Genomic DNA, 25,560 nt, shown 5'->3' with positions numbered 1-25,560 from the left:
CAAACGCACTTTCGTCACGGACTTGACACTTGAATAGCAGACAAAAATATTTCACTACGGCTCGATATGAAAGTTTCAAATCCTACTTCGAGGAAGAGTTTGAGTTCTGGAAAGACAAGCTGTTCACGGCTGACTCTCCGGAGCAGGAGAAGTCTCTGCGAGCCAGAAACTTTCAGAGCTTGCACCTCAAGCACATTTTGATGCTTTACACCGCCGGAGAGGACATACAAAGCCTGATTCTTCCTTTGGAAACCCTGATTGCCAGTTACGAAGAGCTGCAAAAATATATGGCCATTTACGAGCAAATCCCCAATATCACACCGCTCATCATCGATGACTGGCCTGACGAATACGAGGAATGCCTACAAGTCATCAGCCTGTGTATCCTGCTGCACCGCACTGACTTGTTAAAACGCTTTGTCTCTTTGATCGACAATGCGGGATACGCCGGCATAGACACGCTGTATGAAGATTTGCTGAGCAAAGTTCTGCCTGGGCGAGTGGATATCGATCAGTGGTATCACGACGTCTCCACGCCGCTTATTCAGGCGATTTACGCTGAAGACAAGAGCGAAGCGTCGCGTTTTCTCAGTGAATACTGCAACAACTGGTACTGCACCTTTGAACAGGCGCCATGGCACGACACGCACCTTGACGGTGAAGAAGGTAGTTATGTGGGCTATTGGGCTCTGGAAGCGGGGGCAATTGCTTACCTGTATGGCATAGACGACAGCCAGATCGACCATATGGTCTATCCGAAAGACCTGGTCGAGTACGCAAGAAGCCATAAGCCGACCACTCGCAATAACGTCTATGAAATCGGCCCCATCAAATGAACAAAGTGTTTTTCCTTTTACTGATCACGCTGATGTGTCGCCCGGCGTGGGCAGACTCGCAGCAAACGCTGTTGACCTGCCCTCTTTTGGATGGAACCAAAATAGCGTTGCTCGCTACCTCCAGTGCAGACGGCCAGCGTCTGTTTGTGAAATTCGACGGCAAAATCGAAACAGCCTTTACGGACATGCCCGATGAGGACTTTGTCGGTGACGTGATGTTGGCAAAGTGCACAGGCGCCACTTTGATTTTTGCGTTGAACTACGGATCGCCTTATACCAAAGGGGTCGTCTTGCGCAAAAATCCAGTAAGCAGCGTGCTGGAGCGTATTGATTTTGCCGAGAAGGCCTTGCCGCGTTTTTTATACTTGAGCGCTGAACAGATGCGTCTGGTCATTCCCAACGAAGGATACGAGGTGCCCGAGAAGTACATCGTCTATGACTCTTTCGCAAAGAATGGCCAAACAGATGAGCCGCAAGGGTTTGATGTCTTGCCCGATCCGGGTGAATTCACAGTGATCGATCTGAAGTAGTTTGCATGGACAAGGAAGATCCCCGCATGCGTAAGCGCCAAGCGTTCCTGACTGACTCTTACTATCAAAAATCCATCCGGCTTTATGACGAAACCGAGTCCCGCTGGATGGGCCAAACCATGCAGGCTGACAGCCCCGAGGAGGAGCAGGCACTGCGTACGGCTTATTTCAAGGAAGCCGCATTTAACGCTTTGCTGATCAGCTATACCGCAGGTGAACCGATTGCCGCTTTACTGCCGCGACTGGAGAAGCTGGTGGATTGCTATGAAATCCATCAGCGGGCGCTGGCTCTGGACGATGATGCCAATGTTTCGCCTTTGGCCATTGATGACTGGCCGGATCAGTATGAAGAATGCGTTCAGGTCATCAGTTTGTGCATTCTGCTGCGGCGCACCGATTTGCTGGCGAGGTTCTGCGCGTTGATTGATCGGGCTGGCTACGCAGGCGAGGACACGTTGTATGAAGATCTGTTGCGCAAGGATTTACCCGGCCGGGCAGACCTTGATGAGTGGTACCACGATTTGTACACCCCACTGATCAGGGCGATTTACGCATCGGACGCCTCAGAGTCCAGTGAGCTGCTTCGGCAATATTGCGAAGGTTGGTACGCCGGGTTTGAAGAGGAGCAAACCAACTGGCATGACAGTCATCTCGACATTGAAGACGATGACGGTAATTACGTCGGTTACTGGGCGTTCGAGGCCGCCGCCGTTGCTTTTCTGTATGAGATTGATGATCGCCAGAACGATCATTGGGCTTACCCGAAGGACTTGGTCGAATATGCGCGGCACCTGCAATCGACTGAAGTGACTCCCCGCTGAAGTGGCCTCATAAACAACTCAGCCTGCCCTCTTTCGATGGCAGGCTTTTTTGAGCGAAAAACTCAGACTGGCGCCTTCCAGTTCAACATCAGCTGTTGCGCGACTTGCAGCAAGTCGTTGCCATCCTGGGTCAGCAGGTACAGCGCGTGGGTGATGTGCGGAATGTCTTGCACGTCTGCGTGTTTGAAACAGAGGCAATGCAAGGTTTCGAGCAGGTCGGCCGAGGCGCGGACGCGCTGGACGGCGGCTTCGAGGATGTCTTTGGGATTGGCTTCGGTGTCGATGACCAGGGGCGCGCTTTCGGTGACGCCGCTGTTGAGGGGGATGTCGCGACTGGGGACTGGATAAATGATTGGCATCGGTGATTACTCAAACTGGGGCAAAAGTAACCGCCGGCACTGTGACCAAACAGTGGGAGGCGGACTGTATGCAGGTTTGGTCAACCGAGACAACCCCACTCAGCTCGCCCGAAAGCGACCCTGCACACAGCCGCCACAACAGTGCACTGCGCAGACATAGATGTCCGCAGCGCAAATGATGGCACATTTGCAATGGGGTAATCGTTCAGGTGACCAAACCCGAATCGCTGATTTTGCAGCGACGCCAAACCATAACCGCCCCACTCCAGCCACCGGAAGCAGACAAGGCATCGGCCATTGTAGGAATACGCCACCCGTCCCGTAGAAATCGCCCTGCTCGCTGACAGCCGGCGTTCAGGTGGGTTAACCATCGCTTAACGCCGCGGTCAAAGACTCTACCTGACCGCACGCTCGCAGCCGTTGGCTGACGCCCAGTGCGGCAAGTTCGGCCTGATCCACGCCGAACTCTCTTTGCGTCGCACGGGAGTCCTTTCATGAACATTCGTCCTTTCCTGCTCACCACCGCCCTCGCCTGCACCGCGTTCGCCGGGTTGGCCCAGGCCAGCGACACGTCCACTACGTCCAATGCCGTGCCGTACCAGTACGGCATGCCGCTGCATGTGGCGAAGGTGGTTTCGATGACCGAGCCTTCCACGATGCAGTGCAAGGTCATTACCGCCGACATGAAGTACATCGACAACACCGGTAAACCCGAGGAGATCAGCTACAGGAAAATGTCTGACGCGTGCAACTTCCAGAACTGACAGAAACGTCTGATTTGCGGCTTTGCGGTAGGCGTGAGGGGTTTTGCGGAGTTATGCTCGGGGCCCCTCCTCACTGCCGCAAGGATTCGCCATGCAGTTGTCGTTTCGCACGTTGTCGACTTTCACTTCTTCGTTGTGTTTTCTGCTGGCGCTGGTCTGGGGCTTGGTGCCGGACATGTTGTTGGCGATCTGGAGTATCGAGTATTCCGAGGGGGCCGGATTTGTTGCACGGCGCAGCGCGGTGCTGTTTGCGGCGCTGGGTGTGATGTTTTATCTGTTGCGCAGAGCGCCGGTGTCGATCGCGCGCAATGCGCTGAGCAACGGCTTTATCGTCGGTTGTTTTGGATTGGCGGTGCTGGGCTTTGCGGAATGGCTGAACGGCCACGCCGGCCCCGGGATTTTGCTCGCGGTGCTGGTCGAGTTCGCGCTGGGCCTTGGTTTTGTGCAGGCCCGGCGCGTGACGGTCGAACTGGGTGAAACGGTTGGTTAAACGGCTCGGGAGCGCGGACTGTAGTGGTGTGGCGTGGCTTGTTGCGCCAGATCCGAGCGCAACCCGGCGATCAATTCGTTGATTTCGCGACAGCCGTTGAGGTGGCTGGCGTCAATGCCGCTGACGTGCAGATCGACTTGATCGGTCTGGTGATCGCCGAAGACCTTGACGGTCATCGACAAGTCCGGCGACAGCGTGCATTGGCAACGTTTAGGCAGAAAACTGCTTTCAATGATATTGCGTAGTTCCAAGGCAGACAGAAACATGATGAACCTCTCCTTATTGATGAAACTGCCAATCAACTTTTCACGTTGACCGCTTTTGCTGCCCCTGCACGGGTGTGTCCCCGCTGTTTCCCTGGTGCAACAAACGGTTGTACTGCGAAATGCCCATTGGAGTGTAGGCGCCCGAATCCGGTGCGCTGCACCATAGAGACGCATAAACCATGCCTTTCATCGGATCGTTTTGACCCTCGTGAAATCAAGCACTTGGCGAACTGGCCAGTATTGGGCCAGTTGCAAATTGCAAGAAACGCCCCTCCAGGCCCTGCAATTTGCAATTCGTCGTCGGTTTGCATTCACCGCCAGTGACGGTAAGAATGCCCGTCAATCACACTACACCCGCAAGGAGGCTTCCATGGGTTCTTTCCGTGCTTACGCGACCACCGGCCTGATCATCGCCAGCCTTTCCACTGTCGCCCACGCAGCGAAACTGGAAGATGTCGCGCCGTATCCCAAGGCTGAAGCGGGCTTCACGCGCCAGGTCATTCATCTGCCCAAGCAGGATCAGGAAGAGAACTTCCAGGTCGAGATTCTCGCGGGCAAAACTCTCGAAGTGGATTGCAATCGCCAGCGTCTGGGCGGGGTTCTGGACGAGAAAAACCTCGAAGGCTGGGGTTACTCGTTCTACCGACTGGAAAAGGTTATCGGCCCGATGAGCACAATGATGGCCTGCCCGCCCGGCTCGCAGAAGAAACGCGCGTTCGTGCCGGTCGTCGGCGACGGTTTCATGCTGCGGTACAACAGCAAGTTGCCGGTGGTGGTGTATGCCCCGTCGGACGTCGAAGTGCGTTATCGCATCTGGTCCGCCTCGGACAAAGTCGGCACCGCCATTCAGGAATAATCTGAACAAGGAGCGTCATCGGTGATTACCTGCCACGTCAGATACGTGATCGACCCTTATCAACTGGCCGAATTCGAGGCCTACGCCAAGGCCTGGCTCGGCATTGTCGAGCGCTTGGGCGGCACTCATCACGGCTACTTTCTGCCGTCCGAGGGTGCGAGCAATATCGCCTATTGCCTGTTCAGTTTTCCGTCGCTGGCGGATTACGAAAGCTACCGGCACATCGCACTGACCGACCCGGAAAGTACTGCGCTGGTGCAATCACTGGTCGAGAAGAAGTTCATCGTCAGCTACGAGCGCAGCTTCCTGCGCCCGATGCTGCCCTGATCGCCATCACGCGGGGGCGCCGCACACAGCGGCGCGCTCGGCAACGTGTCGCAAACTGTCGAAGTTGATGTTGGCACCGGAGTCGATTGCCACGAAGGTCTGACCGCGCACAGCGGTTCGCGCCACGTATTGCTTGATACCGGCCACGGCCAGGGCGCCGGAAGGTTCGGTGATCGAGCGGGTATCGTCGTAGATGTTCTTGATTGCGGCGCAGAGGTCGTCGTTGCTGACGGTTATCACCTCATCCACGCAAAAGCGACACACTTCAAATCCGTAATCGCCGATCTGCGCCACGGCCACGCCGTCGGCGAATGTGCCAACCGTGGGCAGCACCACCCGTTCGCCCGCTTGCAGGGCCGCTTTCAGGCAAGCTGAGTGCTCGGATTCGACGCCGATGATGCGCACGTCCGGGCGCAGATATTTGACGTACGCCGCGATCCCGGCGATCAAACCGCCACCACCCACCGGGACGAAGATCGCGTCCAGCGCGCCTTGATGCTGGCGCAGGATCTCCATCGCGACGGTGCCTTGGCCGGCAATCACGTCCGGGTCATCGAAGGGGGAAACGAAGGTGCGGCCGGTCTCTTCGGCCAGTTGCAGCGCATGGGCGAGTGCGAATGGAAAGCTCTCGCCGTGCAGCAGCGCTTCGGCGCCGCGACTGCGCACACCGAGGACTTTGAGTTCAGGCGTTGTCGAGGGCATGACGATGGTTGCCGAGATGCCCAATTCGCGTGCCGCCAGCGCCACACCTTGAGCATGATTGCCGGCGGATGCGGTGATCACGCCGCGCACCTTCTGCTCGTCGCTCAACTGCACCAGTTTGTTGTAGGCGCCACGGATCTTGAAGGAGAACGTCGGTTGCAGGTCTTCGCGTTTGAGCAGGATGCGATTGCCCAATGCTTCGGACAAGGCTGGCGCAGCCTGCAGCGGCGTACGCACCGCGATGTCGTAAACCGGCGCGGCGAGGATCTTCTTCACGTAGTGCTCAAGCAGGGTTTGCGGGTCGTTCATCATCGTCTCCTGACTCACCTCCACTGCCGCGACTCCGACAGGGGAAGGTGTTTTTCGTTAAAACCCGGGAGACAGAAAGTAAAAACCCGCCTCTAGGGCGGGTTGGGTGCTGCAGTCGTGAGCTAGCCCGCCAAATGAGGAATGGCGGTAATAATGCTTGGCTGGCAGCGCAATACGGTGGAAGTCATGGACTGGAAATTAGCCCGAGCCCAGCCGGCAAGTCAATGGTCAATTGTGCGTGGCGACTGTAGGCTGGCGGTTCTACTCATCACTTCAAGGAATGAACGCATGATGTCGATCGCCCTACCCCTCACGGCGCTGCTCGCTTTTACCGGTTACACCATTTCGGTGATGCTCCAGGCTGAGCAGTCGCTGATCGACTTCGGCATCAGCCTGATGTCGCGACCGGATACCGCGCAGGTGGTGATCGATCTGTACCTGCTGGCGACGCTGGCCGGGGTGTGGATGGTCAAGGACGCCCGGTCGCTTGGCCGGTCGGTTTGGTCAGTGGTGCCTTATCTGTTGCTGACGGCGTTTTTTGTGTCGATCGGGCCGTTGCTGTATCTGGTGGTGCGGGGGATTCGGGAGCGCAGGAACGTTGTCGATACACCTCAACTGAGCTGATCCGGATTGTGGGTTGACGCTGAACCAGTCTTCGCCAGCAGGCTCGCTCCCACACGGAATGGAGTTGCGCCGGCAAAATGACCTTTGGTTAATGAATCCAGAAAAACTCTGCTGTCAAGCTGTGAGTACCTGTCAACTCTGACAGTTATGCCGCCAGTCCTGATGCAGTAGTTTGAACATTCACCGGGAGTTCACTCCCGCTTGTTCATGCATCAGGAGCGTTGACGATGACCGGATCAAACTCAAAAACTGACAATAGGTTTACTGCTGAGGTGAATGGGGGTGGACGCCCGCTGTTCAGTGCGGACAAGACGGAGCTGTCCCTCAAGTGGCGACCAGATCTGGGTTCCTATTGGCACGGCCACGGCGGACAGCTCATCTCGCAGCCAATTGATAATCAAAATGCATACCTGAATGTGTACGTCCCAGAGGATGTCACGATTGGCACCCACGAGATAACCAAGGATGGCAAGGATTATCGAGCAAGCTATGCCCTCGGCAACCCGGGTGATATTGACGAGTACCCAGCAGTATCAGGTGAACTGATCCTGAGCGTTGTGCCGACTGCTGGCGATGATCGGCTAGAGGGTACTTTCTGGTTCAAGGGCGTACATGAAGATGGACGGCAGAAAGTCGATGTCACGAGTGGCGAATTCAAATTGACTGCTCAGACCGCTTCCACGCCTTCAACCTCAAAATCTGAGTAACACCGTCATTGAGGCAACCGTGTGCCCATCGCGGCCCGTTTGCCTCAGCCATGTTTCACCGCAACAAATGCCGCGGTTTCGTACGGCACCGTTACCACGTCTCTACCGCGCAGTGCCGGTTCCGATGCGATCAAGTCGCGAATCTGTTCGTCGACCTTCGCCCGCTGTGCCTCCGGCAGCGCGGCAATGAAACTGGTAGAGCGCACACGATTGAAAATCACGTCTTCCGGCGAGCCGGTGTGCCCGTGGTGAAACTGCTGCAATTGCAGTGGTCCGAACGCTGGATGCGGAAATGCCGTACGCCAGGCACCGGTGTAATAGCGCGGCGTATCGCCTTCCAGGGCATTGACGATGGCGTCGAGTTTCGGCACCCAACTGGCTTGTGGGTCGCGCAAGTTCCAGATCAGTCCCAACTTGCCGCCGGGCTTGAGCACGCGGGCGATTTCCGTCAGCGCCTCGGCACTGGCGAACCAGTGAAACGCCTGAGCGCAAACCACCGCGTCAACCGAGGCGTCCGGCAGTGGCAAGTCCGTCGCCGTGCCACTGACCGCCAATACCTGAGGCCAGGCTTCAGAGAGTTTTTCCAGCATCTGCGCCACCGGTTCCACGGCGATCACTTGCGCCCCGGTCGCCGCTAAACGCCCGGTGAACTTGCCGGTGCCGGCGCCCAGATCTATCACTGTTTTATGTCCATCAAGGTTCAGCGTGGTTGCCAACCAATCGCTGACCTGCGGCGGATAATCCGGCCGCCCTTTGACGTAGGTGTCGGCAGCGGTTTTGTAGCCGGCGGCGGAGTGATGAAGCTGATCTTTCATGGCAATTCCCCTTGCGGCAAAGCTTCGGATCAACGGCGGACGCTGACGAGCATAGCGTTTGAATTTACGCCTGCCCTGAACAGTCACTGACAATGCAATGAATAAAATTTCACCCTGTGGTGTTCAAAGTCAGACATAACCCTCTGTGGAGCCTTGCCCATGACTATCCGTTCCGTTATGTTCGCCGCCCCGTTGCTGCTGGTCGCTGCCCTGTCCAGCCATTTGGTGTTTGCCAATGGCGATGAGGACGAGCCGGTCAAGAAGCCCGAATGCCCCAAAGGTCAGGTCTGGGACAGCAAAACCCAGAAGTGCGTGTTGCAAACCAGCCGCCTGCTGCCCGACGCCGACCGCACCGATTATGCCTACCGCCTCGCCAAGGACGGTCGCTACGAGGAGGCACTGGCGCTGCTCGACACCCTGCAACAACCGAACACCGCCAAGGCTCTCAACTATCGCGGCTACGCCACGCGCAAACTGGGGCGCACCGACGAAGGCATCGGCTATTACCTGCAATCGGTCAAACTTGATCCGCAGTACGCGCAAGTCCGCGAATACCTGGGCGAGGCTTATGTAATCAAGGGTCGCGTCGACCTCGCGCAGGAGCAGTTGCAACAGATCAAATCTATTTGCGGCACATCTTGCGAGGAGTACCAGGATTTGGCTGAAGCCATCAACGATTCATCGAAAACCTGAGCATTTATAAAGGACAGCCATCATCGTCAGCGATCAGGCATTCAGAGCAGAACTGGGACAGCATCTAGCGCGACTGTGGCGCTACGGTTTGTTGCTGTCGCGCAATCGGCATGTGGCCGAGGATCTGGTGCAGGCGACGTGCGTGCGGGCGCTGGAGCGTTCGGCGCAATACGTCGCCGGCACGCGCATGGATCGCTGGCTGCTGAGCATTCTGCATTCGATCTGGCTCAACGAAGTGCGCGCCCGCCGCGTGCGCCAAGGTGCCGGACAGGTCGATGCCGACGGGCAACTGGCGTTCGACGGTGAATACGCGGCGCAGACCCACGTCATGGCGGCGCAAGTGATTCGCCGGGTCGATGCATTGCCGGAAACCCAACGCGAAACGGTGTATCTGGCCTACGTCGAGGGCCTGTCGTATCGCGAAGTCGCCGAGATTCTGCAGGTGCCGATCGGCACGGTAATGAGTCGTCTGGCCACCGCTCGGCTGAAACTCGCTGAATACCCGCCGTTGCAAGCGGTGCCGAAGACCACCGGAGGAGACCACTGATGAACCCACCTTCGGATGAGCAATTGGTGGCGTATCTGGATGACGAACTCGACCCGGACTATCGCCATCGGCTCGACGCCGCCATCGCCGAGGATCCGCTGCTCAACTTGCGCGTGCAGTGGCTGAGCCGCAGCAGCCTGCCGTACAAAAATGCTTACGACGAACTGGCGCAGCAAGCGCCGCTGGATCGCCTGCAAGCTCGGCTCGATGCAATTCCCTCACCTGAAACGCCGGGATTGAGCCGGCGCTGGTTTATCGGTGCGGCGGCGGCAACATTGGTCGCCGCAGGTGTGCTGGCTGACCGCTTGGTGTTGGGTTGGCAGGCGCAACAAGCGCATAACTGGCGCGGTTTGGTCGGCGACTATATGGCGTTGTACGTGCCGCAGACCCTCGACCATCTGCCAACGGATGAGGCAACACTGCGTTCGCAGTTGCGTGCTGTCGATGCACGCCTTGGCCTGAATCTTTCAGCGGACGGATTGAAACTGCCAGGCGCCGAATTCAAACGTGCACAAGTGCTTGAGTACGACGGCGTGCCGATCGCGCAGATCGTCTATCTGGATGCCAGGCACGGGCCATTGGCGTTATGCGTGACACGCTCGAACAGCGGCAGTCAGCCCTTGGCGCACGAGCGTCGGCATGAGATGAACGTGGTGTATTGGACCGAGCGTGAACATGCCTGGATGCTGATCGGGCATCACCCGTCGGCGGCACTGGTGCAGATGGCAACGCTGTTGAAATCGCGCGCCATCGGCTAGTGCCTCGACAGGCAAGTTCCAGCCAACGGAACTCGCCTCAGGGGATCAGACATCCACTTTAAAGGTGTCGAGGGTGAACCAGTCGGGTGTTGGGCTATGGAATTCAAGTCGTGAGATCCCCGGCGCATCAAAAGCAACATTGACCGGTGTTCCAAACGACGAGCCTAACGCCTGACGGCCCAGCAGTGACCCGTTGCTGGCGTAGTAAGCCACCGTGCTGTCCTCATAATTCACGCTGAGATGGAAGAAACTGATTCGCGAACAGGCGTTCTTCAATTTGATTTCCACCACTTGCGCAGCCTGGCCGAACGCATCGCGGCCGATGCTCAGAACCTGCCCCTCGATCTGGCCCGGGAAAGATTGGCCGATCTCGGAGCGAGGCATGATCGCGCACTCGCCATCACCGGATTTGAAGGTGATCTGCATAGTCGGCGTTTCCATGATCTCGCCCCGTCTTGCCGTCTGGTCGGGTACACCGGTGAAATCTTCCAGTAACCTCGCAGGCGAATTCAGCACGGTGAAAGCCGGCGACTGGAACGCCACTGCAGCCGATTCGTCGTTGAGCCCGTCAAAGGCTACTTTCAACTCCATGCGCAAGCTTGATCCCGGTTTAAGCTTCGCGAGTTCGCTGCGGGGCAGCGCGTTGTCCAGCCCGCTGGCTATTTCAGGCTCTGTCACTTGAGCAGCCTGGGCAATAATAATCGGGTAATCATTTCCGTTGCGATCGGTGCCGTGCAAGCGAAACCAGCGTAACTGCCCCACCGCCATGGACGGCCAGACCGCACATTGCGCTTGCGCACCGGCGGGGAAATCACCCAGATCGAGCACGCCGTTCCTGGCTTGAGGAATGGTGGGTATCGGCAGCCGTGGATCCCGATCCTCGATCCGCTTGATTGTCACGTCACGATGCGCGGAGGGTTGAGTGGTCGCGCCACGGAGCAACTGCCACGCAAGTTGCACTGTCTTGCCATGACTGGCCGCGAACACCGGAGACGCAATCAGGAAGTTGGCCCGGTGATTCTTGTTGAAAGCGCTCGCCGCAAATGCCGGCGAACCCAGCCCGGCGGCACCCTGGATCACCAGCCGTGCCTTGTCCCCGGGTTTGTCTTCGAGGTATTCCACTCGCGCTGTTACGCCGTCAGGCACAGCCAGAGGATCAATCACGTAACCGGAGCCCACAAGCACAGGCGCCAGAAGGTCCGCAGCGGGTTCACCGATAATGTCGACTTTTTGCACGTATGACCGGTCGAGCTCGCTCCCTTGGCTCACGCGCTGATAGCTGAACACTGCGTGCCCCTTCGCGGCACCGGCAAACGCTGCGTAAGGCAAAGGAATCGAGTAGGAGAACGGCGCGTTCTTCACCAGTTCCTTAAATGTCAGGTGCTCCAGCAACGCTCCGTCCTCACCATAGAAACGCCCCGTCAAGCGGATCTCATCGTCTCTGAGCCAGCTCCGCGATACATAGATTTGTGCGGTTGCCGGTTTGCCGGCCAGTTTTTCCAGCTCGATGATGCTGGCGTCATCGTCAGGATCATTGGGGTCTTCAGTGATGATCGGCGGGTCGTACCAAGTGCCATCGAGGTTGACGTACAGGTACTGGCTGGCCGAATTCGGGCTGTTGACATCCGGGCTGTTCCCGACACGATCGAGCACCGTGTAACGCAACTCGAAACGCGGGTTGTCCCCGCCAGCGCGAAATGTCGCCTCATCGATGGTCATCTGGATGGGCTGCTGTCGATCCGCTTCATCCGCACTGACCGCATGGCTCAGGGTTTTACCATTGCAATACAACACAACGGTGTCGAACGCTCTCATCAACGGGTAGGCGACTCTGACATTGACACCTGCACGCGCCCGGTCGGGATCGACACCTTCATCCAGTGCATCCGGCGGCACTTCAAGCATCAGCTCCGAATGGCCCTCCTCCTCAGGAAACCGATCAACATTCCCCGGACGCTTGTCGTGATAAATAACGGTCAATGGCGCTGACGCCTCAACCTCCCGTCCCCCCGCTCCAAGGCGTATTCGAGGACATTCAGTGGGGTCTTCCACTTGCCCAGCGCCACGTACACGATCACACGTAGCGTCGCCTCGCCGGCGGCGATGATTGCCGACGTCACCCGCTCACCGTTCAGTCGAACCACGTAGACGTCACCGTCCTGGGCGGTGGACGCTGGTTCGATGAAAACCTTTACCCCTTGCGGGTAAAGATAAGTCAGTGCCAGCGGCAGTCCGGCGTCGGCATTTTCAGGCCCGAGGACCGGCTGAGTCATGCCGGGAATACGTGGTTTAACAAGGGTCTTGGCGTCCATAGCGGTTATCCTTTCTGGAACAGGACTCCAATGCGATGTCGGAACAGGAGTCGTGATATGCGCATGAGACACGCATTGCCCGTGTTCGCCTACTGTCAGATCTGACAGGTAAACCGCATAATTCAGCGCAAAACGCTACCGCTGGTCGGAATGCGCGGAAACATCCCGCCCGAATTTGCCGAACAGCCGTTTGGCTGTATAGGAAAACCACTTCTATGCTGAACACGTGATTTCCAAGGAGGATCCACCGATGTCCGTATCTTCTCGCACTGCATTATTGGTGATCGACGTTCAAAACGATTTCGTCCCCGGCGGCCGACTGCCGGTGCCTGAGGGTGATCAGATCGTACCGCTGATCAACAAGCTCTCGCGCCAGTTCAAACAGGTCGTCATCGCCCAGGATTGGCATCCGAAGGGGCACGCTTCTTTCGCCTCCAGCCACCCCGGCCGCAAACCCTACGATGTGATTCAACTGCCATACGGCGAGCAGACGCTCTGGCCTGAGCATTGCGTGCAAGCAACCGGCGGGGCCGAGTTCCACTCGGGCCTGGACCTGCCCCACGCACAACTGGTCATCCGCAAGGGCTGCAACCCTGACATCGACAGTTATTCGGCATTTCTTGAGGCCGATCGGCGCACCACCACAGGGCTGTCCGGTTATCTGAAAGAGCGCGGAATCGACACGGTCTACATGGTCGGTCTGGCGCTGGATTTTTGCGTGATGTTCTCGGCGCTGGATGCGCGGGCGGCGGGGTTCAATGCCTTTGTGGTGCTGGACGCCTGCCGGGCGATTGATATGGACGGTTCATTGGCGGCAGCGATGGACCGGATGCAGAGCGCCGGAGTCCACTTGATTCAATCCACCGAAATTTCCTGACACCCACCCTTTCCCTGTGGCGAGGGAGCTTGCTCCCGCTGGGTTGCGAAGCAGCCCCCTGCGTTCTTGCAATCAAATCGCGGGGGCTGGTTTTACGACGGCTGCGCCGCCGAGCGGGAGCAAGCTCCCTCGCCACAATCAGACGGGTGTCGGTAACCACAATCGGAATCGAGCGCCGCCCAAGGGCGAGGATTCTACTGTGAGCGTTCCGCCCTGCGCTTCCAAGGCCCGGCGGCTGATGGCCAGGCCGAGGCCGAAACCACCGGTTGCCCGGTCACGGCTGCGGTCCAGTCGATAGAACGGCTCGAAAATCCGCTCGCGTTCATCGTCGGGAATGCCGATGCCATCATCGTCCACCCAGATTTCACAACCGCCCGCATTGACCTGCACGCCGATCTGGATACGCCTTTCGCAATAGCGCATGGCGTTGCGCAGCAGGTTCTGGATCGCCCGCGCGGTCAGACGCGGGTCGAGGGAAAAGCGTTCGAGCTGACCGTGCAGCAGCACGTCAATCACGATGTCCGGCGACTCCAGTTCTTCATCGACACTGCCCAGAATGCTGTCGATGAACTCATCCAGTGACACGTCAACCTGTTCCGGCAACTGCGCCGGATTCTGCAAGCGACTATAAGAGAGCAGCTCCAGCACCAGCTCATCCAGCTCGCGAATATGCGCGACCAGGCCTTGCAAGCGTTCGCGGCTGGCGGCCGGCAAGTCGTCGGACAGCGCCAGCGCCAGGCCGAAGTCCAGACGCGTCAAGGGCGTGCGCAGTTCGTGGGATACCGCGTTGAGCAGGTCGCGTTGCTGGTTGAGCAGGTTCTCGATGTCACCGGCCATGGTGTCGAACACATTGGCCAGGCTGCCAATGTTCGAACTCGGGGCGATTTTCGTGCGTTCGCTCAAATGGCCTTTACCGAAGCGCTCGGCAGTGCCTTTGAGGCGTTCCAGATCACGCCAGTGCGGGCGTAACCAGATCAACAGGCAGGCGAGCAGCGTCGCGCCGATCAATACGTTGATGCTCCAGTACAACAGATTGACGTCCATCGGGTCCGGCGGCACGACCATTTGCACCACGGTGGTGTCGTCCAGCGGTGTGACCGCGAGCGTGCGCCAGCCCCAGTCGCCGATGCGCACGATGTTCTCGCCACGACGCAGACGCTCACCTTCTATAGCGCTGAAGTCAGCATCGTCGATACGCGCAAGGACGATGTGCAACGGCTGGAAGTCCTTGTCCATCGCCGCCGCCAGCGCTGGCCACTGGTCGTGCGGCACCGCGCGGAACTGCTTGGCGATGAGCGATTGCAGGCCACGGGAATAATCAAGGTTGTAGGTGACAAAACGATCGCGGAACGCCATGACCACCAGATCCGGCACCAGATAGATCGCGGCGCTGTACGACACAATCGTCACCAGATACAGGCGAAACAGGATGCGAAACATCAGCTCAGCATTCCCATTCGGAGCGGCTGAACAGGTAGCCCTTGCCCCACACCGTCTTGATCTTGCGAGCTTCGCCAGCGTGGTCGTCGAACTTGCGCCGCAGCTTGGAAATCGCCACGTCCACCGAACGGTCGGTGCCGTTGAATTCGATGCCGCGCAGGCGTTGCAGAATCTGGTCGCGGCTGAGCACTTCGCCGGCGTGTCGTGCCAGCACCACCAATAAGTTGTACTCACCGCTGGACAGTTCGACCGGCTGATCACGCCAGGTCACCGTGCGTTCGGACAGGTCGATGCACAGATTGCCCATGACGATACGGTCATTGACCGTCAGCGGTTCGCCGAGGCTGCTGCGGCGCAACAGGGTGCGCACCCGGGCCAGCAGCACGCGCGGTTCGCAGGGTTTGGTGACGTAATCATCGGCGCCCATTTCCAGGCCCAGCACCTGATCGTGGCTGTCATCACGGGCGGTGAGCATCAGGATCGGCAGCGTCGCTGAATCGGCGCGCAGCAGACGGCAGACTTGCAGCCCGTCGAGGCCGGGCAGCATCAAGTCGAGGATCACCAGATCCGGTGGACTGACCCGCGCCCGTTCACGCACATGGTCGCCACGGCCGATGACGCTGACGGAATAACCGTTGCGCTCCAGGTAGCTGGAAATCAGTTCGGCGAGGGCGGTGTCGTCTTCGACCAAGAGGATGTTGGGCATGGGTGATCCAGAAAGTGCTGTGGCGACGGGTCGGGCCTCATCGCAGGCAAGCCCGCCCTCACAGAGACTTTGATGTGAACACCACCAATCACTGTGGGAGCGGGCTTGCCCGCGATAGCGATATATCTGTCGCAATAAATTTCAAGGGCTTAAGGATATACGCCCTCGCCCTTCCCTGAGTAAAACCCTTACACAATTTCACACAGCGCCTACAAAGCTTCACCGCTACTCTCGGCGACTGCCCGTAGGATGCGGGCATCAATATTGGGGGTAGTAAATGTCGAACAAACTGCTGGCCGGGCTCGGCCTGATTGCCATGGCGCTGACGCTGAGCGCCTGTGACTCTTCTTCGAACGCCGAAGAGCAGGCACCGCCAGCCACTGTGCGCACCGAGACCATCGAAGCCCGCCCCCTGTCGATCAGCAGTGAACTCAGCGGCCGCATCGCCGCGCCGCGCATCGCCGAAGTGCGCGCTCGGGTTGCCGGTGTGGTGTTGCAACGCACCTATCGCGAAGGCAGCGACGTAAAAAAGGGCGACGTGCTGTTTCGCATCGACCCGGCACCGTTCAAGGCTGACCTGGACAGCGCCGAAGCGGCGTTGCGCAAGGCCGAAGCCAATGCGTTCCAGGCAAAGCTGCAAGAGCAGCGCTACGCCCAGTTGATCGACGACAAGGCCATCAGCGCTCAGGACTACGACAACGCCCGCGCCAATGCCCGGCAAACGGCGGCCGATGTCGCCGCCAACAAGGCCGCCGTGGAGCGGGCGAAGCTGAATCTGGGTTACGCCACCGTCACTGCGCCGATTTCCGGGCGCATCGGTCGCGCGCTGGTCACCGAAGGTGCGCTGGTCGGGCAGAACGAAACCACGCCGCTGGCGCTGATTCAGCAACTCAACCCGATTCACGCTGACCTCACCCAGTCGACCCGCGAACTCAATGAACTGCGCCGCGCCTTCCGTTCCGGGCAGTTGCAGGAAGTCGGGCAGGATCAGGTCAAGGCCACGCTGATTCAGGATGACGGCAGCCTCTATCCGTTGCCGGGCAAACTGTTGTTCAGCGACATCACCGTCGACCCGGGCACCGGCCAGATCATTCTGCGCAGCGAATTCCCCAACCCGGATCTCGACCTGTTGCCCGGCAGCTTCATCCGCGTGCGTCTGGAACAGGCCACGATTGCGCACGGCATCACCGTGCCGCAACGCGCCGTGCAACGAGACAGCGCCGGCGTCGCCCAGGTGCTGACAGTCGACGAGCAAATGCGCGTTGCCGAGCAGCCGGTGCAACTGGGCGCGGTGCAGAACAATCGCTGGATCGTCACCGGCGGCCTGAAACCGGGCGACCGCATTGTGATTGAAGGCCTGCAACACGCCCGCCCCGGCGAGAAAGTCCAGATTGACGACACCCCTCTTCCACTTGCCCAGACCTCTGGTCAGTAAGCAGGACGCTTTTATATGCCGCAGTTCTTTATCGACCGCCCGGTGTTTGCCTGGGTGGTCGCGCTGTTCATCCTCTTGGCCGGTGCGCTGGCCATCCCGCAATTGCCGGTGGCGCAGTACCCCGATGTCGCCCCGCCACAAATCGAAATTTATGCCGTGTACCCCGGCGCTTCAGCGCAGACCGTCGATGAAAGCGTGGTCAGCCTGATCGAGGAAGAACTCAACGGCGCCGATCACCTGTTGTATTTCGAATCGCAAAGCAGCCTGGGCAGCGCCACGATCAAGGCCACGTTCCAGCCGGGCACCAACCCGGAACTGGCGCAGGTCGATGTGCAAAACCGCCTCAAGGTGGTCGAGTCGCGTCTGCCACAAGCGGTGAATCAGCAGGGTTTGCAGGTAGAAAAGGTTTCCTCCGGCTTCCTCTTGCTGATCAGCCTGACGTCCAGTGACGGCAAGCTCGACGACGTCGCGCTCAGTGATTATCTGGCGCGCAACGTGATGAACGAGATCAAGCGTCTCGACGGTGTCGGCAAGGCGCAGTTGTATGGTGCCGAGCGGGCCATGCGCATCTGGATCGACCCGCAGAAACTCATCGGCTTCAACCTGACCCCGGCTGACGTCAACGCCGCCATCGTCGCACAGAATGCGCAGGTTTCGGCCGGCAGCATCGGCGATCTGCCGAACCCGTCCAGCCAGGAAATCACCGCGACCATTCTGGTCAAAGGCCAGTTGTCGACACCGGAAGAGTTCGCCGACATTGTGCTCAAGGCCAACCCCGACGGCTCTACCGTGCGCGTCAGCGATGTGGCGCGGGTCGAGATCGGCAGCCAGGAATATCAGTTCGGCACCCGTCTCAACGGCAAGCCGTCCACCGCTGTTGGTGTGCAGTTGTCGCCGGGCGCCAACGCGCTGAGCACCGCGACACTGGTGCGGGCGAAGATGGACGAACTGTCGCGCTACTTCCCTGCCGGCGTTGAATACAAGATTCCCTACGACACTTCGCCCTTCGTGAAGGTCTCGATCACCAAAGTGGTTTACACCTTGGGCGAGGCGATGTTGCTGGTGTTTGCGGTGATGTTCCTGTTCCTGCAAAACGTCCGCTACACGCTGATCCCGACGCTGGTAGTGCCCGTGGCGTTGATGGGCACGTTCGCGACCATGCTGGCACTGGGTTTCTCGATCAACGTGCTGACCATGTTCGGCATGGTGCTGGCCATCGGTATTCTGGTGGACGACGCGATTGTCGTGGTGGAGAACGTCGAGCGGATCATGGCCACCGAAGGCCTGTCGCCCAAGGAAGCCACGCGCAAGGCGATGACGCAGATCACCGGTGCGATCATCGGCATTACGCTGGTGCTGGTGGCGGTGTTCATTCCGATGGCCTTCATGCAGGGTTCGGTCGGGGTGATCTACCAGCAGTTCTCGCTGTCGATGGCGACGTCGATTCTGTTCTCGGCCTTCCTCGCCCTGACCTTGACTCCAGCGTTGTGCGCAACACTGCTCAAGCCGATCGGCAAGGGTGAGCATCACGAGAAATCCGGATTCTTCGGCTGGTTCAACCGCCGCTTCGAGCAACTGACCAATCGCTATCAGGGCTGGGTCGGTTACGCGCTGAAGCGTACCGGGCGCTATCTGCTGATCTACGTCGTGTTGCTGGTCGGCCTGGGCCTGTGCTTTGCGCGTCTGCCCTCCTCGTTCCTGCCGGTGGAAGATCAGGGTTACACCATCACCGACATTCAACTGCCGCCCGGCGCGACCAAGAACCGTACGGTGGCCGTGGCTGAACAGCTTGAGGCGCATAACGCCAGCGAGCCGGGAATCAGCGACAGTGTGGTGATTCTCGGTTTCAGCTTCTCTGGCAGTGGGCAGAACGCAGCGTTGGCATTTTCGACGCTGAAGGATTGGTCGCAGCGCAGCAGCGATGATTCGGCCAGCTCGATTGCCGATCGCGCCAATATCGCACTGAGCGAGATAAAGGACGCCATGGCGTTCTCGGTGCTGCCGCCGCCCGTGGACGGCCTCGGTACGTCGAGCGGTTTCGAGTTCCGTTTGCAGGATCGCGGCGGCCTCGGGCACGCGACGTTGATGCAGGCACGCACGGAATTGCTCGCGGCCGCCGAGAAAAGCCCGGTGCTGATGAATGTCCGCGAAAGCGCACTGGCCGAAGCGCCGCAGGTGCAACTGGAAGTGGACCGCAAACAGGCCAATGCCTTGGGTGTGTCGTTTGCCGAGATTGGCAATGTGCTGTCCACCGCTGTGGGCTCGGCGTACATCAACGACTTCCCCAATCAGGGCCGGATGCATCGTGTGGTGGTGCAGGCTGAAGGCGATCAGCGCAGTCAGGTCGATGACTTGCTGAAAATGCACGTGCGCAACAACGCCGGAAAAATGGTGCCGCTGTCGGCATTCGTCCAGGCCAAATGGATTCAGGGCCCGGCGCAATTGACCCGTTACAACGGTTATCCGGCGATTGCGATCTCCGGCGAGCCAACGCAGGGCCATAGCACCGGCGAGGCCATGGCCGAGATTGAACGTCTGGTCGCGCGGGGCCCGAAAGGTCTCGGGCAGGAATGGACGGGCCTGTCGTTGCAGGAGCGTTTGTCCGGCAGCCAGGCGCCGATACTGCTCGGCCTGTCGCTGCTGATCGTGTTCCTGTGTCTGGCCGCGTTGTACGAGAGCTGGTCGATTCCGACTTCGGTGTTGCTGGTGGTGCCGCTGGGTGTGCTCGGTGCGGTGCTGGCGGTGACGCTACGCGGGATGCCCAACGATGTGTTCTTCAAGGTCGGGTTGATTACCATCATTGGTCTGTCGGCGAAGAACGCGATCCTGATCATCGAATTCGCCAAGAGTCTGTATGACGAAGGCCACGACCTGATCGACGCCACGCTGCAAGCGGCACGCCTGCGTTTGCGGCCGATCGTGATGACTTCGCTGGCGTTCATCCTTGGTGTGGTGCCGTTGGCCATCGCCACCGGCGCCAGCTCGGCGAGCCAGCAGGCCATCGGCACCGGGGTTATCGGCGGGATGATCACCGCGACGCTGGCGGTGATCTTCGTGCCGGTGTTCTTCGTCGTGGTCATGAAACTCGTAAAACGCTTCACCAAGCACCATTGAGTCCTGTGGGAGCTGGCTTGCCAGCGATAGCGATGGGTCAGCCAACATCAATGTTGACTGTGCCGCCGTCATCGCTGGCAAGCCAGCTCCCACATGGCTAAGGTGTCTGAACCATCCTGGCCCTCGAGTCCCCATGCGCTTCCTCGCCCGCACCCATCCTCGCCTTTCCGCCGCTGCCCTGCTCGGCCTTGCCACAGGTCTTCTGGCCCCCGCCGACTCCATCGTCAGCAAAATCCTCATCGGCTGGAACGCAGGCGTCTGGACTTACCTGATCCTGATGCTCTGGCTTACTGCGCGTTCCAAGGCACCGGACGTCAAACGCATCGCCGAAGTCGAAGATGAAAACGCCGGTCTGGTGTTGTTCGTGGTGTGCATCGCCGCGCTGGCCAGTCTCGCCACCATCACCTTCGAACTCGCCGGCAGCAAGGATCTGGAAGCCTCTAGCAAACTGCTGCACTACGGTTTCACCGCACTGACCGTGATCGGCTCATGGTTATTGATCGGGGTGATCTTTTGCGTGCATTACGCCCGCCTGTATTACACATGGGATGGCAAGGAACCCGCGTTGCGTTTTTCCGAAGGCCTGACCACGCCCAACTACTGGGACTTCCTGTATTTCTCGTTCACCATCGGCGTTGCGGTGCAAACGGCCGATGTCGGCGTAGCAACGCGGGACATGCGCAAAATCGTGTTGGCACAATCGTTGATCGGCTTCGTGTTCAACACGGCCATTCTGGGTTTTTCAATCAATATCGCGGCCGGTTTGTTCGGCTGACGAGCGCCTGATCCCGGTGCCGCCCGTCGGCACTTGGGTCGAGCGGAACGATCATTCACTTGACGAAAGATTTGATTCTGGTGTTTCCTGAAACCGGTTTCAGTCACATGTAACGACTGACGCCCTATAAATCCAATAACAAGGTTTCACACCGTGAACGACTTTTCCGCCGCCCAGCGCAGCCGCGTGACCATGCTCGATGTCGCCGAACGCGCCGGTGTTTCCAAGGCCAGCGTCTCGCGTTTCATCGGCGATGACCGCGCCCTGCTCTCCGATGCCATTGCCTTGCGCATCGAGCAGGCGATTGCCGAACTGGGCTATCGCCCAAACCAGATGGCCCGCGGCCTCAAACGCGGGCGTACTCGCTTGATCGGCATGCTGGTCGCCGACATCCGTAACCCTTATTCGATTGCCGTGATGCACGGGGTGGAAACCGCCTGCCGTGCGCACGGCTACAGCCTGGTGGTGTGCAACACCGACCGCGATGACGAGCAAGAGCGTCAGCATCTGGCCCTCCTGCGCTCGTACAACATCGAAGGCCTGATCGTGAATACCCTCGGCCATCACCGTGACGAATTGCATGAATTGCACCGCGAGATGCCGCTGGTACTGGTGGATCGCAAGGTCGACGGGCTCGACAGCGACATGGTCGGGTTGAACAACCCGCAGGCCGTGGCAATGGCCCTCGCCCATCTTGAGCAGCGTGGCTATCGCGATGTGCTGCTGGTCACCGAACCGTTTGACGGCACCAGTTCGCGGATCGAGCGGGTCAGCAGTTTTCAGACGCAGGTTGCGCAGCGTTCCGGGTTGACCGGGGCGGTGCTGGAAACGGGCGACGATCTGGCCATTCACCTGCAAACTTTTTTAAACACTCCAGGGCCGGGGCCGAAAGCGCTGTTTTGCGCCAACGGTGTGGCGGCGCTGGCCGCGACTCATGCCTTGCGCAAGATCGGCTCGCAGTTGTTTGAGGATGTCGGGCTGATTGCCCTGGATGACCTGGACTGGTATCCGTTGGTGGGCAGCGGGATTACGGCGCTGGCCCAGCCGACGCAAGAGATTGGCGCGCGGGCGTTCGAGTGTTTGCTCAGGCGACTGCGGGGAGATGATAAGGCGGCGCGGGTGCTGGATTTTGCGCCGGTGCTGGTTGAGCGTGGGTCGACCTTGAGATTTTGCGCTGATTGATCTGACGTCATCGCTGGCAAGCCAGCTCCCACAGTGTCCGTGGCGCACACAAAACCTGTGGGAGCTGGCTTGCCAGCGATGAGGCCCAAAAGAACACCATAGAAACATCTAAAAAAACTTGAACAAAAATGAAACCGGTTTCAGAGGTACACAACAATGAATAAAACTGCCGTTTCCATCAGCCTGTCCAGCTACGGCGCCGAGCTTGTGCGCCAGCGCGGGCAAGACTTTTTTATCGATGTGCTCGCCGCTGCCGGCGCCGATCGCATTGAATGGCGCGAAGAACTTCTAACCCGGGAAAATCCCGCGCAATTGAGCGAAGCCACCGCCGCGCTGGGCCTGCAAAGCATCTATTCGTCGCCGACCGAACTGTGGCTCGCCGGCCAGTCACGCGCTAATCCCGAACTGATCACCTCCCTGCAACACGCCGAGGCGTTCGGTTCAAAGTGGCTGAAAGTCTCGCTCGGCTATTTCACCGACAACTGTGATCTGACAGCTCTGAAACAACTGCTCGACAGCAGCCCGATGCAACTGCTGGTGGAAAACGACCAGACCTTGCACGGCGGCCGCATCGAACCGTTCCAGCGCTTCTTCACGGCGGTGGAACAGCACAGCCTGCCGATCAAGATGACGTTCGACATCGGCAACTGGCAGTGGCAGGACCAGTCCGCCGCCAACGCCGCCCGCCTGCTCGGTCGCCATGTCGGCTACGTGCACTGCAAGGCTGTGGCCCGGCGTGCCGACGGCAAACTGGTGGCGACGCCGCCGGACGTCAGCGACCTGCATCTGTGGGAACAACTGCTGCGGCACATGGCCCAAGGCGTTATGCGTGCGGCCGAGTATCCGTTGCAAGGTGATGATCTGGTCGCGTTGACCCGCGAACACGTCGCCACCCTCGCCCGTCTCGGCCAATCCCGTCTGGAGCCTGCCCATGTCTGAGATCGATATTCTGTCGTTTGGCGAAACCATGGCGATGCTGGTGGCCGAGCAATGCGGTGACTTGGCGCGGGTCGAGCAATTCCACAAGCGCATTGCCGGTGCCGATAGCAACGTGGCGATCGGCCTTTCACGCCTGGGTTTCGATGTCGCGTGGCTGAGCCGAGTGGGTAACGATTCGCTCGGCCGTTTTGTCGTCGACACGTTGACGCGCGAAGGTCTGGATTGCTGGAACGTCGAGGTCGACAACCAGCATCCGACCGGTTTCCAGTTCAAATCCCGCACCGACGATGGCAGCGATCCGCAGGTCGAGTATTTCCGCCGCGGTTCGGCGGCCAGTCATCTGTCGCCGCAGTCGATCAATGAAAGCCTGCTGAGCGCCCGGCATTTGCACGCCACCGGGATTCCGCCAGCGCTGTCGGCCTCGGCGCGGGAGATGTCGCTGGAGCTGATGACGCGCATGCGCCATGCCGGACGCAGCGTGTCGTTCGACCCTAATCTGCGCCCGAGCCTGTGGGCCAGCGAGCGCGAAATGATCAGCGAGATCAACCGTCTCGCCGCCCTCGCCCACTGGGTCTTGCCGGGCTTGAGTGAAGGTCGTTTGCTCACGGGTTTCGAGGACCCGGCGGACATCGCCGCGTTCTATCTCGATCAGGGCGCCGAAGCGGTGGCGATCAAGCTTGGGCCGCAGGGCGCCTATTACCGCACGCAACTGGATCAGGGCTTTGTCGCCGGCGTGCCGGTAGCCCATGTCGTCGATACGGTGGGCGCGGGTGACGGCTTTGCGGTGGGGATGATCAGTGCCCTGCTGGAGCAGCAGAGTTTTGCCGAGGCGGTGCAACGGGCGAACTGGATTGGCAGTCGGGCGGTGCAGAGTCGCGGGGATATGGAGGGGTTGCCGACCCGATCCGAACTCGTTGCTGAATTTGAACACGCCATCGCTGGCAAGCCAGCTCCCACATTGACCGTGGTGCAGACAAAACCTGTGGGAGCTGGCTTGCCAGCGATGAGGCCCTGACAGACCAACGCTTTATTGAACCTGCTGCGACAAAAACAACAAGCTCAGGAGCAACACCATGACAACTGCAACCCTCGCCGCCCGCCGCTGGTGGTACATCATGCCGATCGTGTTCATCACCTACAGCCTGGCGTATCTCGATCGCGCCAACTACGGCTTCGCCGCCGCATCGGGCATGGCCGCCGACCTGATGATCACGCCGGGGCTGTCCTCATTGCTCGGTGCGCTGTTCTTCCTCGGCTACTTTTTCTTCCAGGTGCCGGGCGCGATCTACGCGCAAAAACACAGCGTGAAGAAGCTGATTTTCGTCAGCCTGATCCTCTGGGGTGGCCTGGCCACATTGACCGGCGTGGTCTCCAACGCCTATTGGCTGATCGTTATCCGCTTCATGCTCGGCGTGGTCGAAGCGGCGGTAATGCCGGCGATGCTGGTCTACCTGTGTCACTGGTTCACCCGTGCCGAACGCTCGCGGGCCAACACCTTTCTGATCCTCGGCAACCCGGTGACCATGCTGTGGATGTCGGTGGTTTCGGGTTATCTGGTGCAGCATTTCAGCTGGCGCTGGATGTTCATCATCGAAGGTCTGCCGGCGGTGCTTTGGGCGTTTATCTGGTGGAAACTCGCCGATGATCGTCCGGCCCAGGCCAAGTGGCTCAGCGAGCAAGAAAAGCACGATCTGGAAAGTGCCCTCGCCGCCGAACAGGTGGGCATCAAAGCGGTGAAAAACTACGCCGAGGCGTTTCGTTCGCCGAAGGTGATCATTCTGGCGTTGCAGTTTTTCTGCTGGAGCATCGGCGTTTACGGCTTCGTGTTGTGGCTGCCGTCGATTCTCAAGGCCGGCGCGCAAATGGACATGATCGAGGCCGGCTGGCTGTCGGCGCTGCCCTATCTGGCGGCGGTGATCGGCATGCTCCTGGTCTCGTGGGGCTCGGACAAACTGCAAAAACGCAAACGCTTTGTCTGGCCGCCCCTGTTGATTGCCTCGATTGCCTTTTACGGCTCCTACGCGCTCGGTGCCGAGCATTTCTGGTGGTCGTACACGCTGCTGGTGATCGCCGGCGCCTGCATGTATGCGCCTTACGGACCGTTCTTCGCCATCGTTCCGGAGATCCTCCCGGCCAACGTCGCCGGTGGCGCGATGGCGCTGATCAACAGCATGGGTGCGCTCGGTTCGTTCGGCGGCTCGTATCTGGTCGGTTATCTGAACAGCTCCACCGGATCGCCGGGTGCTTCGTACCTGCTGATGAGCGGCGCGCTGCTGCTGTCGGTGGTGCTGACAATTTTCCTCAAGCCCGGCGCCAGTGATCGCGTCGTGGCCAAAGCCGTTGCCACGCGTGCCGTGCCGGCGCATTCCTGAAGAG

Annotated in this window: 27 protein-coding genes and 1 pseudogene; 20 read left to right on the top strand and 8 right to left on the bottom strand. The window is 59.3% G+C overall.

What is annotated here, in order from left to right:
- The first annotated feature begins 29 nt into the window (after positions 1–29).
- Genes ACIONG_RS00365 through ACIONG_RS00355 form a run of 3 tightly spaced genes read left to right on the top strand, consistent with a single transcriptional unit; the run spans position 30 to position 2,187 of the window.
- Positions 30–836, top strand: a complete 807-nt coding sequence (locus ACIONG_RS00365) for a PoNe immunity protein domain-containing protein (RefSeq protein ID WP_401295847.1) — start codon at positions 30–32, stop codon at positions 834–836.
- Positions 833–1,366: a hypothetical protein gene (locus tag ACIONG_RS00360; protein WP_401295844.1), complete on the top strand. Its 534-nt coding sequence runs from the start codon at positions 833–835 to the stop codon at positions 1,364–1,366. The genes ACIONG_RS00365 and ACIONG_RS00360 overlap by 4 nt, the downstream gene beginning before the upstream one ends.
- A gap of 26 nt (positions 1,367–1,392) precedes the next feature.
- Entirely contained in the window at positions 1,393–2,187 is a 795-nt protein-coding gene (locus ACIONG_RS00355; RefSeq protein WP_401295841.1) for a PoNe immunity protein domain-containing protein, read from the top strand.
- 62 nt (positions 2,188–2,249) lie between these two features.
- Here the strand turns inward: ACIONG_RS00355 and ACIONG_RS00350 are convergent, their stop codons facing one another.
- A complete protein-coding gene (locus ACIONG_RS00350; RefSeq protein ID WP_401295838.1) occupies positions 2,250–2,546 on the bottom strand; it encodes a hypothetical protein in 297 nt (98 codons plus the stop codon).
- A gap of 494 nt (positions 2,547–3,040) precedes the next feature.
- On the opposite strand from ACIONG_RS00350, the gene ACIONG_RS00345 reads away from it, so the two are divergent.
- Complete coding sequence (locus ACIONG_RS00345; protein ID WP_315448353.1) at positions 3,041–3,310, top strand: DUF2790 domain-containing protein; 270 nt, start codon at positions 3,041–3,043, stop codon at positions 3,308–3,310.
- Between the two features lie 91 nt (positions 3,311–3,401).
- Positions 3,402–3,800 (top strand): hypothetical protein, encoded by a 399-nt coding sequence (locus ACIONG_RS00340; protein ID WP_401295834.1) that lies wholly within the window; start codon positions 3,402–3,404, stop codon positions 3,798–3,800.
- Here ACIONG_RS00340 and ACIONG_RS00335 read toward each other — a convergent pair.
- Positions 3,797–4,066: a DUF1652 domain-containing protein gene (locus ACIONG_RS00335; RefSeq protein WP_103305022.1), complete on the bottom strand. Its 270-nt coding sequence runs from the start codon at positions 4,064–4,066 to the stop codon at positions 3,797–3,799. The two genes, ACIONG_RS00340 and ACIONG_RS00335, sit on opposite strands and share 4 nt — an antisense overlap.
- A 370-nt stretch (positions 4,067–4,436) precedes the next feature.
- Between ACIONG_RS00335 and eco the strand changes: the two genes are divergently transcribed.
- Complete coding sequence (gene eco / locus ACIONG_RS00330; RefSeq protein WP_315448349.1) at positions 4,437–4,922, top strand: serine protease inhibitor ecotin; 486 nt, start codon at positions 4,437–4,439, stop codon at positions 4,920–4,922.
- 21 nt (positions 4,923–4,943) lie between these two features.
- The gene (locus tag ACIONG_RS00325; RefSeq protein ID WP_103305024.1) at positions 4,944–5,249 is read left to right on the top strand and encodes an NIPSNAP family protein; all 306 of its coding nucleotides are present in this window, start codon (positions 4,944–4,946) and stop codon (positions 5,247–5,249) included.
- A gap of 30 nt (positions 5,250–5,279) precedes the next feature.
- Here ACIONG_RS00325 and ilvA read toward each other — a convergent pair.
- Positions 5,280–6,263, bottom strand: a pseudogene (gene ilvA / locus ACIONG_RS00320) (threonine ammonia-lyase, biosynthetic); the annotation flags it as partial.
- 285 nt (positions 6,264–6,548) lie between these two features.
- Between ilvA and ACIONG_RS00315 the strand changes: the two are divergent.
- Both ACIONG_RS00315 and ACIONG_RS00310 read left to right on the top strand, forming a co-directional pair.
- A complete protein-coding gene (locus ACIONG_RS00315; protein WP_401295829.1) occupies positions 6,549–6,884 on the top strand; it encodes a DUF2834 domain-containing protein in 336 nt (111 codons plus the stop codon).
- Positions 6,885–7,111: 227 nt separating this feature from the next.
- A complete protein-coding gene (locus ACIONG_RS00310; protein WP_213028540.1) occupies positions 7,112–7,591 on the top strand; it encodes a hypothetical protein in 480 nt (159 codons plus the stop codon).
- 44 nt (positions 7,592–7,635) lie between these two features.
- Here the strand turns inward: ACIONG_RS00310 and ACIONG_RS00305 are convergent, their stop codons facing one another.
- Complete coding sequence (locus tag ACIONG_RS00305) at positions 7,636–8,406, bottom strand: class I SAM-dependent methyltransferase (protein ID WP_401295826.1); 771 nt, start codon at positions 8,404–8,406, stop codon at positions 7,636–7,638.
- A gap of 159 nt (positions 8,407–8,565) precedes the next feature.
- Between ACIONG_RS00305 and ACIONG_RS00300 the strand changes: the two genes are divergently transcribed.
- From ACIONG_RS00300 to ACIONG_RS00290, 3 genes are read left to right on the top strand one after another with little or no spacing between them, the layout of a single operon-like run.
- Positions 8,566–9,099, top strand: coding sequence for a tetratricopeptide repeat protein (locus ACIONG_RS00300; protein ID WP_401295824.1), 534 nt, complete (start codon positions 8,566–8,568; stop codon positions 9,097–9,099).
- Between the two features lie 52 nt (positions 9,100–9,151).
- Positions 9,152–9,646 carry a sigma-70 family RNA polymerase sigma factor gene (locus ACIONG_RS00295; RefSeq protein ID WP_103305030.1) on the top strand — a complete coding sequence of 165 codons (495 nt, stop codon included), beginning with the start codon at positions 9,152–9,154 and terminating at the stop codon, positions 9,644–9,646.
- Positions 9,646–10,404 carry a transcriptional regulator gene (locus ACIONG_RS00290; RefSeq protein ID WP_213028538.1) on the top strand — a complete coding sequence of 253 codons (759 nt, stop codon included), beginning with the start codon at positions 9,646–9,648 and terminating at the stop codon, positions 10,402–10,404. The genes ACIONG_RS00295 and ACIONG_RS00290 overlap by 1 nt, the downstream gene beginning before the upstream one ends.
- Before the next feature lie 45 nt (positions 10,405–10,449).
- Here the strand turns inward: ACIONG_RS00290 and ACIONG_RS00285 are convergent, their stop codons facing one another.
- Together ACIONG_RS00285 and ACIONG_RS00280 are read right to left on the bottom strand one after the other, a co-directional pair.
- Positions 10,450–12,384 carry a hypothetical protein gene (locus tag ACIONG_RS00285; RefSeq protein ID WP_401295821.1) on the bottom strand — a complete coding sequence of 645 codons (1,935 nt, stop codon included), beginning with the start codon at positions 12,382–12,384 and terminating at the stop codon, positions 10,450–10,452.
- Entirely contained in the window at positions 12,381–12,716 is a 336-nt protein-coding gene (locus ACIONG_RS00280) for a hypothetical protein (RefSeq protein ID WP_401295819.1), read from the bottom strand. Before ACIONG_RS00280 ends, ACIONG_RS00285 begins: the two co-directional genes overlap by 4 nt.
- A gap of 250 nt (positions 12,717–12,966) precedes the next feature.
- Here ACIONG_RS00280 and pncA point away from each other — a divergent pair, with 250 nt between their 5' ends.
- Positions 12,967–13,593 (top strand): bifunctional nicotinamidase/pyrazinamidase, encoded by a 627-nt coding sequence (gene pncA / locus ACIONG_RS00275; protein WP_401295816.1) that lies wholly within the window; start codon positions 12,967–12,969, stop codon positions 13,591–13,593.
- Between the two features lie 138 nt (positions 13,594–13,731).
- Here pncA and ACIONG_RS00270 read toward each other — a convergent pair whose 3' ends face one another.
- Together ACIONG_RS00270 and ACIONG_RS00265 are read right to left on the bottom strand one after the other, a co-directional pair.
- A complete protein-coding gene (locus ACIONG_RS00270; protein ID WP_401295813.1) occupies positions 13,732–15,033 on the bottom strand; it encodes an ATP-binding protein in 1,302 nt (433 codons plus the stop codon).
- Between the two features lie 4 nt (positions 15,034–15,037).
- Positions 15,038–15,739, bottom strand: coding sequence for a response regulator transcription factor (locus tag ACIONG_RS00265; protein WP_103305035.1), 702 nt, complete (start codon positions 15,737–15,739; stop codon positions 15,038–15,040).
- A 277-nt stretch (positions 15,740–16,016) separates the two neighbouring features.
- On the opposite strand from ACIONG_RS00265, the gene ACIONG_RS00260 reads away from it, so the two are divergent.
- The 7 genes from ACIONG_RS00260 to ACIONG_RS00230 all read left to right on the top strand — a co-directional run bounded on the left by ACIONG_RS00260 (position 16,017) and on the right by ACIONG_RS00230 (position 25,556).
- Positions 16,017–17,174 carry an efflux RND transporter periplasmic adaptor subunit gene (locus tag ACIONG_RS00260; protein ID WP_103305036.1) on the top strand — a complete coding sequence of 386 codons (1,158 nt, stop codon included), beginning with the start codon at positions 16,017–16,019 and terminating at the stop codon, positions 17,172–17,174.
- Positions 17,175–17,189: 15 nt separating this feature from the next.
- Positions 17,190–20,288, top strand: a complete 3,099-nt coding sequence (locus tag ACIONG_RS00255; RefSeq protein WP_401295809.1) for a multidrug efflux RND transporter permease subunit — start codon at positions 17,190–17,192, stop codon at positions 20,286–20,288.
- Positions 20,289–20,421: 133 nt separating this feature from the next.
- Entirely contained in the window at positions 20,422–21,063 is a 642-nt protein-coding gene (locus ACIONG_RS00250; protein ID WP_103305038.1) for a DUF1345 domain-containing protein, read from the top strand.
- Between the two features lie 153 nt (positions 21,064–21,216).
- Positions 21,217–22,245 (top strand): LacI family DNA-binding transcriptional regulator, encoded by a 1,029-nt coding sequence (locus ACIONG_RS00245; protein ID WP_401295804.1) that lies wholly within the window; start codon positions 21,217–21,219, stop codon positions 22,243–22,245.
- Between the two features lie 156 nt (positions 22,246–22,401).
- Positions 22,402–23,184 carry a sugar phosphate isomerase/epimerase family protein gene (locus ACIONG_RS00240; protein ID WP_401295802.1) on the top strand — a complete coding sequence of 261 codons (783 nt, stop codon included), beginning with the start codon at positions 22,402–22,404 and terminating at the stop codon, positions 23,182–23,184.
- Entirely contained in the window at positions 23,177–24,199 is a 1,023-nt protein-coding gene (locus ACIONG_RS00235) for a sugar kinase (RefSeq protein ID WP_401295799.1), read from the top strand. The genes ACIONG_RS00240 and ACIONG_RS00235 overlap by 8 nt, the downstream gene beginning before the upstream one ends.
- Positions 24,200–24,257: 58 nt before the next feature.
- Positions 24,258–25,556, top strand: coding sequence for an MFS transporter (locus ACIONG_RS00230; RefSeq protein ID WP_103305042.1), 1,299 nt, complete (start codon positions 24,258–24,260; stop codon positions 25,554–25,556).
- Positions 25,557–25,560 lie beyond the last annotated feature (4 nt).

The organism is Pseudomonas sp. NPDC087817, from assembly GCF_044742875.1.
GTDB lineage: Bacteria > Pseudomonadota > Gammaproteobacteria > Pseudomonadales > Pseudomonadaceae > Aquipseudomonas.
Note: the sequence above shows the minus strand (reverse complement) of the source record. Positions and strands in the feature narration are given on the sequence as shown.

Excerpts from the sequence above, each read along its gene's own strand:
- ACIONG_RS00240 (WP_401295802.1), top strand. The coding sequence starts at position 22,402 with ATGAATAAAACTGCCGTTTCCATCAGCCTGTCCAGCTACGGCGCCGAG.
- ACIONG_RS00280 (WP_401295819.1), bottom strand. The coding sequence starts at position 12,716 with ATGGACGCCAAGACCCTTGTTAAACCACGTATTCCCGGCATGACTCAG.
- ACIONG_RS00260 (WP_103305036.1), top strand. The coding sequence starts at position 16,017 with ATGTCGAACAAACTGCTGGCCGGGCTCGGCCTGATTGCCATGGCGCTG.
- ACIONG_RS00340 (WP_401295834.1), top strand. The coding sequence starts at position 3,402 with ATGCAGTTGTCGTTTCGCACGTTGTCGACTTTCACTTCTTCGTTGTGT.
- ACIONG_RS00345 (WP_315448353.1), top strand. The coding sequence starts at position 3,041 with ATGAACATTCGTCCTTTCCTGCTCACCACCGCCCTCGCCTGCACCGCG.
- eco (WP_315448349.1), top strand. The coding sequence starts at position 4,437 with ATGGGTTCTTTCCGTGCTTACGCGACCACCGGCCTGATCATCGCCAGC.
- ACIONG_RS00360 (WP_401295844.1), top strand. The coding sequence starts at position 833 with ATGAACAAAGTGTTTTTCCTTTTACTGATCACGCTGATGTGTCGCCCG.
- ACIONG_RS00270 (WP_401295813.1), bottom strand. The coding sequence starts at position 15,033 with ATGTTTCGCATCCTGTTTCGCCTGTATCTGGTGACGATTGTGTCGTAC.
- ACIONG_RS00235 (WP_401295799.1), top strand. The coding sequence starts at position 23,177 with ATGTCTGAGATCGATATTCTGTCGTTTGGCGAAACCATGGCGATGCTG.
- pncA (WP_401295816.1), top strand. The coding sequence starts at position 12,967 with ATGTCCGTATCTTCTCGCACTGCATTATTGGTGATCGACGTTCAAAAC.
- ACIONG_RS00290 (WP_213028538.1), top strand. The coding sequence starts at position 9,646 with ATGAACCCACCTTCGGATGAGCAATTGGTGGCGTATCTGGATGACGAA.
- ACIONG_RS00310 (WP_213028540.1), top strand. The coding sequence starts at position 7,112 with ATGACCGGATCAAACTCAAAAACTGACAATAGGTTTACTGCTGAGGTG.
- ACIONG_RS00350 (WP_401295838.1), bottom strand. The coding sequence starts at position 2,546 with ATGCCAATCATTTATCCAGTCCCCAGTCGCGACATCCCCCTCAACAGC.
- ACIONG_RS00300 (WP_401295824.1), top strand. The coding sequence starts at position 8,566 with ATGACTATCCGTTCCGTTATGTTCGCCGCCCCGTTGCTGCTGGTCGCT.
- ACIONG_RS00335 (WP_103305022.1), bottom strand. The coding sequence starts at position 4,066 with ATGTTTCTGTCTGCCTTGGAACTACGCAATATCATTGAAAGCAGTTTT.
- ACIONG_RS00250 (WP_103305038.1), top strand. The coding sequence starts at position 20,422 with ATGCGCTTCCTCGCCCGCACCCATCCTCGCCTTTCCGCCGCTGCCCTG.
- ACIONG_RS00230 (WP_103305042.1), top strand. The coding sequence starts at position 24,258 with ATGACAACTGCAACCCTCGCCGCCCGCCGCTGGTGGTACATCATGCCG.
- ACIONG_RS00305 (WP_401295826.1), bottom strand. The coding sequence starts at position 8,406 with ATGAAAGATCAGCTTCATCACTCCGCCGCCGGCTACAAAACCGCTGCC.
- ACIONG_RS00315 (WP_401295829.1), top strand. The coding sequence starts at position 6,549 with ATGATGTCGATCGCCCTACCCCTCACGGCGCTGCTCGCTTTTACCGGT.
- ACIONG_RS00355 (WP_401295841.1), top strand. The coding sequence starts at position 1,393 with ATGCGTAAGCGCCAAGCGTTCCTGACTGACTCTTACTATCAAAAATCC.
- ACIONG_RS00265 (WP_103305035.1), bottom strand. The coding sequence starts at position 15,739 with ATGCCCAACATCCTCTTGGTCGAAGACGACACCGCCCTCGCCGAACTG.
- ACIONG_RS00255 (WP_401295809.1), top strand. The coding sequence starts at position 17,190 with ATGCCGCAGTTCTTTATCGACCGCCCGGTGTTTGCCTGGGTGGTCGCG.